We start from the raw sequence: 12,229 nt of genomic DNA, 5'->3' as shown, positions 1-12,229 counted from the left end.
ACTACGCGGACTCGGCGCGCTGCTTGAGGCGCTGCAAGGTCAGCCGGATGTGCTCGGCGTTGGCGGCCGCGCGATCCGGAACGCCGGTGGCCCTGCCGGCAATCTTGCGGAACCAGCCGGGCCTGCGGTCCCAGGTGCTTTCGGTGACCCGGCAACCGCCGTCGGCGGCCTCGATGTCGTATTGCCAGCGCGCGATCGGGACGACGGTGTGCCGCACGTCGAACGCGAAGACGCGACCCGGTTCCGCATCGGTGACCGTGCACGTGGTGCGCCAGCGCCGCTTGCTGCTTGCGTTGTGACCGGTGAACACGGCCCCCGGACGCGGGGCATCGCCTTTGCGCCACTCCATCGCCACCGCCTCCTCGGCCAGCGAGGCCAGCGTGGGCAGGTCGGTGATGAGCCGATACACCAGGTCGGGGCGGGCATCGACCTGCACGGTCGCCGTCACACAAGGGGCAGTCATCGGCCGATCATAGCCAGCACGCGCGCGGTTTCACCTCGATTGCGGCCCATCGGAACTTTCTCCACACTTGAGTGCGAACTTCCCACAGCGAGGGGCAACCATGCGAGTCGGCGTACCGACCGAGACCAAGGTCAACGAGTTCAGGGTGGCCATCACGCCCGCCGGAGTCACCGAACTGACCCGCTGCGGCCATGACGTGCTGGTGCAGGCCGGGGCCGGTGAGGGATCGTCCATTCCCGACGAGGAGTTCAAGGCGGCGGGAGCCCAGTTGGCCGACTCCGCCGAACAGGTGTGGGCCGAGGCCGACCTGCTGCTCAAGGTGAAGGAGCCGATTCCGGCCGAATACGGCCTCCTCCGATCCAGTCAGGTGCTCTTCACCTATCTGCACCTGGCCGCCTCGCGTGCCTGCACCGAGGCGCTATTGGCTTCCGGCACAACGTCGATCGCGTACGAGACCGTGCAGCGCGCAGACGGCACCCTCCCGTTGTTGGCTCCGATGAGCGAGGTCGCCGGCCGGCTCTCGGCGCAGGTGGGCGCCTACCACCTGATGCGCACCCACGGCGGGCGCGGAGTGCTGATGGGCGGGGTCCCGGGCGTCAAACCCGCCGACGTCGTGGTGATCGGCGCCGGCACGGCCGGCTACAACGCCGCCCGGGTCGCCAACGGCATGGGGGCGAGCGTGACGGTTCTCGACGTCAACATCAACAAGCTGCGTCTGCTCGACGCGGAGTTCGGCGGACAGGTCCGCACGCGTTACTCGTCGGCGTACGAGCTGGAGGGCACCGTGACGCGCGCGGACCTGCTGATCGGGGCGGTGCTGTTGCCGGGCGCCAAGGCGCCCGAACTGGTTTCGAATGCTCTTGTCGCGCAGATGAAACCGGGCGCCGTGCTGGTGGACATCTCCATCGACCAGGGCGGCTGCTTCGCGGATTCCAGGCCGACCACGCACGACAATCCCACGTTCACCGTGCACGACAAGCAGTTCTACTGCGTGGCGAACATGCCCAGCGCGGTGCCCAAGACCTCGACCGTGGCGCTGACCAACGCGACCATGCCGTACGTCCTCGAACTGGCCGACCGCGGCTGGCAGTCCGCGTGCCGAGCGGATCCCGCTCTGGCGAAGGGTCTTTCGACGCACGACGGCGGGCTGCTGTCCGAACGGGTGGCCGCCGACCTGGGTCTGCCGTTCACGGATCCGGCGAGCCTGCTGGCCTAGTCGGCCTCGACCAGACTGGCGATGATGTCGGCCACCGGCCCGGGTTGGGCCTCCTTGAACGACGTTCCGGCCCACAGCGGTATCCCGTTCGGGTCCTCCATGGCGGCTGCCGCCTCCCGGATCGGGGAGGTCATCTGGTTGACCTCGGGGTAGCCCAACGGTGCCACGTTGTCGAGCAGGCGGGTGAAGTTGTTCTCCAGGCCGCGCGCGTAGCGACCCGAGAAGGCGCGGGTGACGACGGTGGTGCCGAAGACCGGGTTCTTCAGGGCGGTGCGGTGCGCGGTGCTGGTGCCGGCTTCGTCGCTGAGCAGCAGCGCGGTGCCGACCTGCGCGGCCACCGCGCCCCGGTGCAGCACGGCGGCGACGTCGCGCGCGTTGCCCAGTCCGCCGGCCGCGACGACCGGGACGTCATGCGCATGGCGGATCCGATCGATCAGGTGGTGCAGCGACTCGCTGCCGGGCTCCATGTCGGGCGCGAAGGTGCCCCGGTGCCCGCCCGCCTCCGGGCCCTGGACGATCAGGCTGTCCGCGCCGGCCGCGACGGCCACGCCGGCCTCGTACGCCGACGTCACCGTGACCATCACCAGCAGGCCCAGTGCCCCCAGCCGCCGGATGACGTCGGGCGGCGGGACGCCGAAGGTGAACGAGACCAGCTCGGGCCGCACGTCGGCCACCACTTCGAGCTTGCGCTCCCAGTCGTCGTCGTCGCCATATTGCGGGTGGCCGACCTCGACCTGGTAGTAGTCGGCGATCTCTTCGAGTTCCTCGGCGTAGTAGTCCAGCGCCATCCAGTCGGCCACGCTGGGCTGGGGGACGAACAGGTTGACACCCAGCGGGCCGTTGGTGGCCGCGCGCGCGGCGGCGATGTCCTCGGCGAACCGCTCCGCGCTTCGGTGCCCGCCCGGGACGAAGCCGAGCCCACCCGCGTTGGACACCGCCGCGGCCAGTTCGGGCGTGCCCGGTCCGCCGGCCATCGGCGCACCCACGATGGGCACCATGATGTCCCAAAAGCCCAGTACCACGGAGCTAATTTACCATCGCCCGAAGTTGTTGGGGCAGTGACCGTTTGGAGGCATACGGCCCCAGGACGGCGGCGCCGTAGGGCTGGGTCAGCAGCCGGCGGGCAACCGCGTTGACCTCATCGACAGTCACTTGGTCGATCTTCCGCAGCGTCTGCTCGATGCTGCGGTGTTCGCCGTAGTTCAGCTCGTTGCGGCCCAGACGACTCATCCGGGAGCTGGAGTCCTCCAGGCCGAGGACCAGGCCGCCGCGCAACGACCCCTTGGCGATGCGGCACTCCGCCTCGGTGATGCCGTCGCGAGCCACCGACTCGAGGACCTCGTTGGTCACCTGCATCACCTCGGCGAACCGCTCGGGCTGACAGGCGGCGTAGACGGACAGCGCGCCGCTGTCGGCAAAGATGTCCACCGTCGAGTAGACCGAGTAGGCCAGCCCGCGCAGTTCGCGAACCTCTTGGAACAGCCGGGAACTCAGGCCGCCGCCCAGCGCGCTGTGCAACACCGACAGCGCCCAGCGGTGCCGCCAGCTACGCCCGGGGGTGCGCACGCCCAGGGAGACGTGGGTCTGCTCGGCGTCCCGATTGCCCAGCGTCAAGCCGGGCCGTCCCGTGACCCGCCCGGCTCCCTTGCGCGGGGCGATGGGCCGCCGCCCGCGGACCAGGTGCGGCCCGAAGTGCTCGCGCACCAGCGCGACGACCTCGCCGTGGTCGACGTTGCCGGCCACCGCGACCACCATGCGTTCCGGCGTGTAGCGCCGCACGTGAAACGAGTGCAGCTGGGTCCGGGTCATCGATGACACCGACTGGGCGGTGCCGATCACCGGCCGTCCCACCGGGTGGTCACCGAACATCGCGCCCAGGAACATGTCCCCGAGGGCGTCCTCGGGATCGTCGTCCCGCATCGCGATCTCTTCGAGCACCACGTCGCGTTCCAGCTCGACGTCCTCGGTGGCGCAGCGACCGTTGAGCACGACGTCGGCCACCAGGTCGACGGCCAGCTCCAGGTCGCTGTCCAGGACGTGCGCGTAGTAGCAGGTGTGCTCCTTGGCGGTGAAGGCGTTCAGCTCCCCGCCGACGGCGTCCATCGCCTGCGCGATGTCCACGGCGCTGCGGGTGGGCGTCGACTTGAACAGCAGATGCTCGAGGAAGTGCGCCGCGCCGGCCACGGTGGCACCCTCGTCGCGCGATCCGACGCCGACCCAGACCCCGACGGACGCCGAACGCACCGACGGCAGGTACTCGGTGACGACCCGCAGGCCGCCCGGAAGCGTGCTGCGCCGCAGCGCGGATTGGCGGTCCGATTCCGCCGTGGCAGTGTGCTTGCCCCGCCGCAACGCAGCGTCAGCCGCTGGCCTTCCCTGGTCAGCTCGCGGCATCGGCTGGCGCGGCCTCCTGAGGAGCCCCGGCCTCGGCCGGGGCGTCGGCTGGGGCGGGGCCGTCTTCCTCGACCAGGACGAGGGAGATCTTGCCGCGCTTGTCGATGTCGGCGATCTCGACCCGCAGTTTGTCGCCGACGTTCACGACGTCCTCGACCTTCGCGATGCGCTTGCCCTTGCCGAGCTTGGAGATGTGGACCAGGCCGTCGCGTCCCGGCAGCAGCGACACGAAGGCGCCGAAATCGGTGGTCTTGACCACGGTTCCGAGGAAGCGCTCGCCCACGGTCGGCAGCTGCGGGTTGGCGATCGCGTTGATCCGGTCGATCGCGGCCTGCGCGGAGGGACCGTCGGTGGCGCCCACGAACACGGTGCCGTCGTCCTCGATGGAGATCTGCGCGCCGGTCTCCTCGGTGATGGCGTTGATGACCTTGCCCTTGGGGCCGATCACCTCGCCGATCTTGTCCACCGGGACCTTGATGGTGGTCACCCGCGGCGCGTAGGGGCTCATCTCGTCGGGTGCGTCGATGGCCTCGGCCATCACCTCGAGGATGGTCAGGCGCGCGTCCTTGGCCTGCGCCAGCGCACCCGCCAGCACCTGTGACGGGATTCCGTCGAGCTTGGTGTCCAGCTGCAGCGCGGTGACGAAGTCCTTGGTGCCGGCGCACTTGAAGTCCATGTCGCCGAACGCGTCCTCGGCGCCCAGGATGTCGGTCAGCGTGACGAAGCGCCGCTCGGTCTTGCCGTCGGCCTCGACGTCGTCGGACACCAGCCCCATCGCGATGCCGGCGACCGGCGCCTTGAGCGGCACGCCGGCGTTGAGCAGCGCCAGCGTGGACGCGCAGACCGACCCCATCGAGGTCGAGCCGTTGGAGCCCAGCGCCTCGGACACCTGGCGGATGGCGTAGGGGAACTCCTCGACGCTGGGCAGCACCGGGATCAGGGCCCGCTCGGCGAGGGCGCCGTGCCCGATCTCGCGCCGCTTGGGCGAGCCGACGCGCCCGGTCTCGCCGGTGGAGAACGGCGGGAAGTTGTAGTGGTGCATGTAGCGCTTGGAGGTTTCCGGTCCCAGCGAGTCGATCTGCTGGGCCATCTTGACCATGTCCAGCGTCGTCACGCCCAGGATCTGGGTTTCGCCGCGCTCGAACAGCGCGCTGCCGTGCGCCCGCGGCACCACGGCCACCTCGGCGCTCAGCGCGCGGATGTCGGTGATGCCCCGGCCGTCGATGCGGAAGTGGTCGGTGAGGATGCGCTGGCGGACCAGCTTCTTGGTCAGCGAGCGGAACGCGGCGCTGACCTCCTTCTCCCGGCCCTCGTAGGTCTCGGCGAGCCGCTGGGCCACCTCGGCCTTGAGCTCGTCGGTGCGCTGGTCGCGCTCGGCCTTGCCGCCGATGGTCAGCGCCTTGGACAGCTCGTCGGTGGCCACCGAGGCCACCGAGTAGTAGACGTCCTCGCCGTACTCGGGGAAGACGGGGTAGTCGCCGGTGGGCTTGGCGGCCGCGTCGGCCAGCTCCTGCTGGGCGGTGCACAGCGCGGCGATGAACGGCTTGGCCGCCTCCAGGCCCTCGGCGACGACGCTTTCCGTCGGCGCCTGGGCGCCGCCCTCGACCAGCTCGATGACGTTTTCGGTGGCCTCGGCCTCGACCATCATGATGGCGACGTCAGCCTTGCCGTCATGTTCGCCGACGATCCGGCCGGCCACGACCATGTCGAACACGGCGCGCTCGAGCTGCTCGACCGTGGGGAACGCGACCCAGGTGCCGTCGATCAGCGCGACCCGCACGCCCCCGACGGGGCCGGAGAACGGCAGCCCGGAGATCTGGGTGGACGCCGACGCGGCGTTGATCGCCAGCACGTCGTACAGGTCGTTGGGGTCCAGGCTCAGGATCGTCACGACGACCTGAATTTCGTTGCGCAGCCCACTGACGAACGACGGCCGCAGCGGGCGGTCGATCAGCCGGCAGGTCAGGATGGCGTCGGTGGAGGGCCGGCCCTCACGGCGGAAGAACGAACCGGGGATGCGGCCCGCGGCGTACATCCGCTCCTCGACGTCGATGGTCAGCGGGAAGAAGTCGAAGTGCTCCTTGGGGCTCTTGCTGGCGGTGGTCGCCGACAACAGCATGTTCTCGTCGTCGAGGTAGGCGACGACGGCGCCGGCGGCCTGCTGGGCCAACCGGCCGGTCTCGAAGCGGATGGTGCGGGTGCCAAAGCTCCCGTTGTCGATGGTGGCGGTTGCCTCGAACACGCCTTCTTCAATTTCAGCGACAGACATAGGTGTCCGTACGGCCTCTCTGGGTATTCAGCTTTTTCGCGTCGTCACGGGCCAGTGACCGGGGAGCTTCCTAAGGAGAGGAAAGAGTCTGAATGCGGCTACGGCCATCGATCGAAGCGGCCGACCTGCCCCGGATCCGGAGAGCCCGGCAGCCACTACCGAAGACCGCCCGATACAGACCGGGCTGCTCCCTGGTGACGTGCACAGTGACACGCTGGAACGGCGCACGCGGATCTGCGCGACCGCACCGTTTGCTCGGGCCGAACCGGCCCAGAACGCTCTCACTCTACACGGGCGGACCTGGCCCACCAGTAGGGCTGGAGCACTCGGCGGTTTCCCGCCCGGGTCAGCGGCGCAGGCCCAGGCGCTCGACCAGCGAGCGGTACCGCTCCACGTCGATCTGGGCGACGTACTTGAGCAGCCTGCGGCGCCGGCCGACCAGCAGGAGCAGTCCCCGCCGGGAGTGGTGATCGTGCTTGTGCACCTTCAGGTGCTCGGTCAGGTCGGCGATCCGCTTGGTCAGCAGCGCGACCTGCGCCTCCGGGGAGCCCGTGTCGGAGTCATGCAGGCCGTAGGTGCCCAGGATTTCTTTCTTCTGCTCGGCGGTCAGCGCCACGAAACATCTCCATCAATCGGTGCCGCGAAAAATTTCTCAGCCGTGGCCGCCGCGGACTGCAGCGCACGCCGTATCGGGTGGCGAGTCTATCAGCGGCGGTGACGTCGGCCGAAATCGCAGGCCAGCGCCCACCCCTTGACAACATACAACCATTTGGTTGTATGTTTGTCGGGTGACCGTAGCCCAAGAGGACCGGGTGGACGCCCTGTTCCACGCCCTCGCCGACCGAACCCGGCGCGACATCATGCGCCGGACGCTGGCCGGGGAACACTCGGTGTCCACGCTCGCGTGCAAGTACGACATGAGCTTTGCGGCGGTGCAGAAGCACGTCGCCGTGCTCGAGAAGGCCGGCCTGATAACCAAACGGCGCAGCGGTCGCGAGCAGTTGGCCAGCGGGGACGTGACGGCCGTGCGGTCGGTCGCTTCCATGCTGGCCGAGCTGGAACTCCTCTGGCGCGGCCGCATCGCACGCGTCGACGAGCTCATCGCATCCGACTCGACCGATTCGACCAACTCAACGGAGGACTGAACCATGCCCGTCACCGACGTCCAGCACGATCCCGAGAACCTGACGCTGACCATCACCGCCGACTTCGCCGCGCCGGTGCAGCGGATCTGGCAGGTCTACGCCGACCCGCGTCAACTGGAGAGGGTGTGGGGGCCGCCGTCGCATCCGGCGACCGTCGTCGACCACAGCCTCACGCCCGGAAGCCGCACGACGTACTTCATGACCGGCCCGGACGGCGAAAAGTACGCCGGCTACTGGGAGATCACGGCCGTCGACGAACCGACGAGCTTTACGTTCCTCGACGGCTTCGCCGACCTGGACTTCAACCCCAACCCCGACCTGCCGGTCTCGGTGAACGTGTACACCTTCGCCGAGCACGGCGGCGGCACCCGGGCGACCTACGTGAGCACCTTCTCCTCCGCCGAGGCGCTGCAGCAGGTACTGGACATGGGCGTGGTGGAGGGCGCCTCTTCGGCGATCAACCAGATCGACGACCTGGTCGCGTCCTGAACCGCGGCTTCAGCCCTGCGCCGAGAGCATCGTGCGGGCCCGGTCGGTGTCGTTGCCCATCGCCTCGACCAGGTCCCGCACCGAGTCGAACTTGCGCTGTCCGCGGATGCGCGCGACGAAGTCCAAGGCCACGTACTGGCCGTAGAGATCGGCGGTCGTGTCCAGGACGAAGGCCTCGACGGTCCGGGTGCGTCCGGAGAAGGTCGGGTTGGTGCCGACGGACACCGCGGCCTGGTAGCGCTCGCCCGGGACGACGGTCCCGGTCACCGGCCCGTGGCCGAGCAGGGTGAACCAGGCGGCGTACACGCCGTCGGCCGGGATCGCCGAATACATCGGCGGCGCCACGTTGGCGGTGGGGAATCCCAGCTCCATGCCCCGCCCCTCGCCCCGGACGACGACGCCCTCGACGCGGTGCGGACGGCCCAGGGCCTCCATGGCGGTCACCACGTCGCCGGCGTCGACGCAGGATCGGATGTAGGTGGAGGAGAACGTCACCGTCTCGTTGCTGTGGTGTTCGGACAGCAGCGACATCGACTCGACCGCGAACCCGAAGCGCTCACCGGCGCGCCGCAGGGTCTCGACGTTGCCGGCCGCCTTCTTGCCGAAGGTGAAGTTCTCGCCCACCACGACCTCCACCACGTGCAGGTGCTCCACCAGCAGCTCGTGGACGTAGCGCTCCGGGGTCAGCTTCATGAAATCGCTGGTGAAAGGCATGACCAGGAAGACGTCGATGCCCATCTCCTCGACCAGCTCGGCGCGCCGCGTCAGCGTCGTCAGCTGCGCCGGATGGCTGCCGGGGTAGACCACTTCCATCGGGTGCGGGTCGAAGGTCATCAGCACGGTCGGCACGTTGCGCGCCCGCCCGGCCTTGACCGCATGCGCGATCAGTTCGGCATGGCCCCGGTGCACACCGTCGAACACGCCGATGGTGAGCACACACCTGCCCCAATCCGTGGGGATCTCGTCTTGGCCGCGCCACCGCTGCACGACCGCAAGCCTACGGCTCCCCGTCGTCCACCGGGAGATCCGCCGCCGCGAGGGTGGCGTGGAGCACACGATCAGGCCTGGGTTGCCTAAACTTTGTCGTTGTGAGGGCTGACGAAGAGCGTGGCGGTCTCACCGCGGTCGGCCAGGACTACCTCAAGGTCATCTGGAACGCCCAGGAGTGGTCCCCCAAGGACGCCCCGCAAAAGGTCAGCACCAAGATGCTGGCCGAGAAGATCGGGGTGTCGGCGAGCACGGCCTCGGAGTCGATCCGCAAACTCGCCGAGCAGGGCCTGGTCGACCACGAGAAATACGGGGCCGTGTCCCTGACCGAGGCGGGCCGGCGGGCGGCGCTGGCCATGGTGCGCAGGCATCGGCTCCTGGAGACCTTCCTGGTCAACGAGCTCGGCTACGGCTGGGACGAGGTGCACGACGAGGCCGAGGTGCTCGAGCACGCGGTATCGGATCGACTGGTGGCCCGCATCGACGCCAAGCTGGGGTTCCCCCAACGCGACCCGCACGGCGACCCGATCCCGGCTTCGGACGGGCAGGTGCCCACCCCGCCGGCCCGCCAGCTGTGGGCGTGCGGCGACGGAGACACCGGAACCGTGGCCCGTATCTCCGACGCCGACCCGCAGATGCTGCGCTACTTCGCCGACGTCGGCATCAATCTCGACTCGCGGCTGCGGGTGCTGACCCGTCGGGAGTTCGCCGGCATGATCTCGGTGGCGATCGAATCCGGCGACGGCGCGGAGACGACGGTCGACCTGGGCAGCCCGGCCGCCCGGGCGATCTGGGTGACTGCGTCCGCTTAGCCCAACAGCCCCTTGGCGATGTGGGTGACCTGGACCTCGTTGCTGCCCGCGTAGATCATCAACGACTTCGCGTCGCGGGCGAGCTGCTCCACCCGGTACTCGGCCATGTAGCCGTTGCCCCCGAACAGCTGGACGGCCTCCATCGCGACGTCGGTGGCCACCTCCGACGAGTACAGCTTGATCGCCGAGGCCTCGGCCAGCGTCAGCGGTTTGCCCGCCTGCTGGCGCTCGATCGTGTGAAACACCATGTTCTGCACGTTCATCCGGGCGATCTCCATCTTGGCCAGCTTGAGCTGGATCAGCTGGAACTGCCCGATGTTCTTGCCCCACAGCGTGCGCGTCTTCGCGTAATCCACGCAGAGCCGGTGACATTCGTTGATGATGCCCAGCGCCATCATCGCGATCCCGATCCGCTCGGCGGCGAAATTGTCGCGCGCGCTGTCGCGACCGTCCCCGCCGGCGTGCTGCTCGCTCTCCCCCAGCAGCCGGTCGCGGCCCAGCCGCACGTTGTCGAAGAACAATTCGCCCGTCGGCGACGACATCATGCCCATCTTCTTGAACGGCTTGCCCTGCGTCAGGCCCGGCATACCGGAGTCGAGCACGAAAACCAGCACCGGCCGGTTGCGCTTGTCCTGCGCGTCCACCGATGAGCCGTCGTCCAGCTTGGCGTAGACCACCAGCACATCGGCGTAGGGCCCGTTGGTGATGAAAGTCTTCTGCCCGTTGAGGAGGTAGTCGTCACCGTCCCGTTTGACGGTGGTCTTCATGCCGCCGAAGGCGTCCGAGCCGGAGTCGGGCTCGGTGATGGCCCACGCCGCGATCTTCTCCAGCGTCATCAGCCCGGGCAGCCAGCGTTCCTTCTGGGCCAGCGTGCCGCGGCTCATGATGGTCGTCGCACCCAGGCCGAGGCTGACCGAGACGGTGCTCAACAACCCGATGCTCACGCCGGCGAGCTCGGAGACCAGCATGGCGACCATCGACGCCTGGCCGGCCATCCCGCCGGAACCGCCTGTGCCGGACGGCTCTTCGTCACGCGCCTCGCCCGCTTGCTTGGCGCGCTCGCGCTCCAGCATCGACTTGACCGATTCGGCGGCCATCGCGTCGAGACCGAACTGGCTGAAGAGCTTGCGCGCGATCGGGTACGGCGACATCGCACCGGTTTCCAATTCGTCGAGGTGCGGACGAATCTCTTTGTCGATGAACTGACGGACCGCGTCCCGGACCATCAGGTCCGCGTCGGACCACTCGATCATCGGCTCAGCGTTCGGCGCGCTGATAGGCGGTGACGACGGCCGCGCCGCCCAGCCCGATGTTGTGTTGCAGTGCGGCGCTGACGTTTTCGACCTGCCGCCGGTCGGCGGAGCCGCGCAGCTGCCAGGTCAGCTCGGCGCACTGCGCCAGCCCGGTGGCGCCCAGCGGGTGGCCCTTGGAGATCAGCCCGCCGGACGGGTTGACCACCCAGCGGCCGCCGTAGGTGGTGTCGCCGTTGTCGATCAGCTTGGGCGCCTCGCCCGGGCCGCACAGACCCAGCGCCTCGTACAGCAGCAGCTCGTTGGCCGAGAAGCAGTCGTGCAACTCGATGACCTGGAAGTCCTCGGGACCCAACCCGCACTGGTCGTAAACCTGTTGGGCGGCTTGGACGTTCATGTCATACCCGATCAGGTTCTTGGCGCTGCCGTCGAAGGTCGACGCGAAGTCGGTGGTCATGGCCTGGCCGACGATCTCCACCGCCTGGCCGGCCAACCCGTGGCTGTCGACGAAGCTCTCCGAGGCCAGGATCGCCGCTCCGGAACCGTCGGACGTGGGCGAACACTGCAACTTGGTCAGCGGGTCGGAAATCATGCGCGCGGCCAGGATGTCGTCGAGAGTGTAGGACTCCTGGAACTGCGCGAACGGGTTGTTGACCGAGTGCTTGTGATTCTTGTAGCCGATCTTGGCGAAATGCTCTGCGGTGGTGCCGTATTGACGCATGTGCTCGCGGCCGGCGGCGCCGAACATCCACGGCGCGACGGGCATCGCGAACTCGTCGATCTCGGCCATCGCCTTGACGTGTTTGCCCATCGGCGATTCGCGGTCCTGGGCTCCCCCGCTCAGCGCTCCGGGTTGCATCTTCTCGAAGCCGAGCGCGATCGCGCAGTCGACGATCCCGCCGCGGATGGCCTGGGCCGCCAGGAAAAGCGCGGTCGAACCGGTCGAGCAGTTGTTGTTGACGTTGACGATCGGGATGCCGGTCATGCCGAGCTCGTAGAGCGCCCGCTGCCCCGACGTCGAATCGCCGGCGACGTAGCCGACGTAGCCCTGCTGCACCTCGCGGTAGTCCACGCCCGCGTCGGCCAGCGCGTTGGTCCCCGACTCCCGTGCCATGTCCGGGTAGTCCCAGCCCTCGCGGCGGCCCGGCTTCTCGAATTTCGTCATGCCGACGCCGACGACATACACCTTGTTGGACATAGCGTG

The 12,229-nt window shown here is 68.6% G+C and carries 12 protein-coding genes; 4 read left to right on the top strand and 8 right to left on the bottom strand.

Features of this window, described 5'->3' with window-relative positions:
• Position 1 precedes the first annotated feature (1 nt).
• Positions 2–463, bottom strand: a complete 462-nt coding sequence (locus tag G6N37_RS02755) for an SRPBCC family protein (protein WP_163675594.1) — start codon at positions 461–463, stop codon at positions 2–4.
• 100 nt (positions 464–563) lie between these two features.
• Between G6N37_RS02755 and ald the strand changes: the two genes are divergently transcribed.
• The gene (ald, locus tag G6N37_RS02750; RefSeq protein WP_163675592.1) at positions 564–1,679 is read left to right on the top strand and encodes an alanine dehydrogenase; all 1,116 of its coding nucleotides are present in this window, start codon (positions 564–566) and stop codon (positions 1,677–1,679) included.
• Here the strand turns inward: ald and G6N37_RS02745 are convergent.
• From G6N37_RS02745 to rpsO, 4 genes are all read right to left on the bottom strand, one after another.
• Positions 1,676–2,701, bottom strand: coding sequence for a nitronate monooxygenase (locus G6N37_RS02745; protein ID WP_163675589.1), 1,026 nt, complete (start codon positions 2,699–2,701; stop codon positions 1,676–1,678). The two genes, ald and G6N37_RS02745, sit on opposite strands and share 4 nt — an antisense overlap.
• 4 nt (positions 2,702–2,705) lie before the next feature.
• Entirely contained in the window at positions 2,706–4,073 is a 1,368-nt protein-coding gene (locus tag G6N37_RS02740) for a M16 family metallopeptidase (RefSeq protein ID WP_232075252.1), read from the bottom strand.
• Entirely contained in the window at positions 4,060–6,342 is a 2,283-nt protein-coding gene (locus tag G6N37_RS02735; protein ID WP_163675586.1) for a polyribonucleotide nucleotidyltransferase, read from the bottom strand. Before G6N37_RS02735 ends, G6N37_RS02740 begins: the two co-directional genes overlap by 14 nt.
• A 346-nt stretch (positions 6,343–6,688) precedes the next feature.
• Entirely contained in the window at positions 6,689–6,958 is a 270-nt protein-coding gene (gene rpsO, locus G6N37_RS02730; RefSeq protein ID WP_067199669.1) for a 30S ribosomal protein S15, read from the bottom strand.
• A 172-nt stretch (positions 6,959–7,130) separates the two neighbouring features.
• Between rpsO and G6N37_RS02725 the strand changes: the two genes are divergently transcribed.
• Together G6N37_RS02725 and G6N37_RS02720 are read left to right on the top strand one after the other, a co-directional pair.
• The gene (locus tag G6N37_RS02725) at positions 7,131–7,487 is read left to right on the top strand and encodes an ArsR/SmtB family transcription factor (RefSeq protein ID WP_163675583.1); all 357 of its coding nucleotides are present in this window, start codon (positions 7,131–7,133) and stop codon (positions 7,485–7,487) included.
• Between the two features lie 3 nt (positions 7,488–7,490).
• Positions 7,491–7,976, top strand: a complete 486-nt coding sequence (locus G6N37_RS02720; RefSeq protein WP_163675580.1) for an SRPBCC family protein — start codon at positions 7,491–7,493, stop codon at positions 7,974–7,976.
• 9 nt (positions 7,977–7,985) lie between these two features.
• Here the strand turns inward: G6N37_RS02720 and G6N37_RS02715 are convergent, their stop codons facing one another.
• The gene (locus G6N37_RS02715) at positions 7,986–8,963 is read right to left on the bottom strand and encodes a bifunctional riboflavin kinase/FAD synthetase (RefSeq protein ID WP_163675577.1); all 978 of its coding nucleotides are present in this window, start codon (positions 8,961–8,963) and stop codon (positions 7,986–7,988) included.
• 101 nt (positions 8,964–9,064) lie between these two features.
• Between G6N37_RS02715 and mntR the strand changes: the two genes are divergently transcribed.
• Positions 9,065–9,775 carry a manganese-binding transcriptional regulator MntR gene (gene mntR / locus G6N37_RS02710; RefSeq protein ID WP_163675574.1) on the top strand — a complete coding sequence of 237 codons (711 nt, stop codon included), beginning with the start codon at positions 9,065–9,067 and terminating at the stop codon, positions 9,773–9,775.
• Here the strand turns inward: mntR and G6N37_RS02705 are convergent.
• Together G6N37_RS02705 and G6N37_RS02700 are read right to left on the bottom strand one after the other, a co-directional pair.
• Positions 9,772–11,028: an acyl-CoA dehydrogenase family protein gene (locus G6N37_RS02705; protein WP_163675571.1), complete on the bottom strand. Its 1,257-nt coding sequence runs from the start codon at positions 11,026–11,028 to the stop codon at positions 9,772–9,774. The two genes, mntR and G6N37_RS02705, sit on opposite strands and share 4 nt — an antisense overlap.
• A 4-nt stretch (positions 11,029–11,032) precedes the next feature.
• Positions 11,033–12,223, bottom strand: a complete 1,191-nt coding sequence (locus G6N37_RS02700) for a lipid-transfer protein (protein ID WP_163684506.1) — start codon at positions 12,221–12,223, stop codon at positions 11,033–11,035.
• Between the last annotated feature and the right edge of the window lie 6 nt (positions 12,224–12,229).

The organism is Mycobacterium seoulense (assembly GCF_010731595.1).
Taxonomy (GTDB): Bacteria; Actinomycetota; Actinomycetes; order Mycobacteriales; family Mycobacteriaceae; genus Mycobacterium; species Mycobacterium seoulense.
The sequence above is the reverse complement of the archived record's forward strand: the minus strand, read 5'-3'. Positions and strand labels throughout refer to the sequence as shown.

Excerpts from the sequence above, each read along its gene's own strand:
- G6N37_RS02755 (WP_163675594.1), bottom strand. The coding sequence starts at position 463 with ATGACTGCCCCTTGTGTGACGGCGACCGTGCAGGTCGATGCCCGCCCC.
- ald (WP_163675592.1), top strand. The coding sequence starts at position 564 with ATGCGAGTCGGCGTACCGACCGAGACCAAGGTCAACGAGTTCAGGGTG.
- G6N37_RS02740 (WP_232075252.1), bottom strand. The coding sequence starts at position 4,073 with ATGCCGCGAGCTGACCAGGGAAGGCCAGCGGCTGACGCTGCGTTGCGG.
- G6N37_RS02735 (WP_163675586.1), bottom strand. The coding sequence starts at position 6,342 with ATGTCTGTCGCTGAAATTGAAGAAGGCGTGTTCGAGGCAACCGCCACC.
- G6N37_RS02720 (WP_163675580.1), top strand. The coding sequence starts at position 7,491 with ATGCCCGTCACCGACGTCCAGCACGATCCCGAGAACCTGACGCTGACC.
- G6N37_RS02705 (WP_163675571.1), bottom strand. The coding sequence starts at position 11,028 with ATGATCGAGTGGTCCGACGCGGACCTGATGGTCCGGGACGCGGTCCGT.
- G6N37_RS02700 (WP_163684506.1), bottom strand. The coding sequence starts at position 12,223 with ATGTCCAACAAGGTGTATGTCGTCGGCGTCGGCATGACGAAATTCGAG.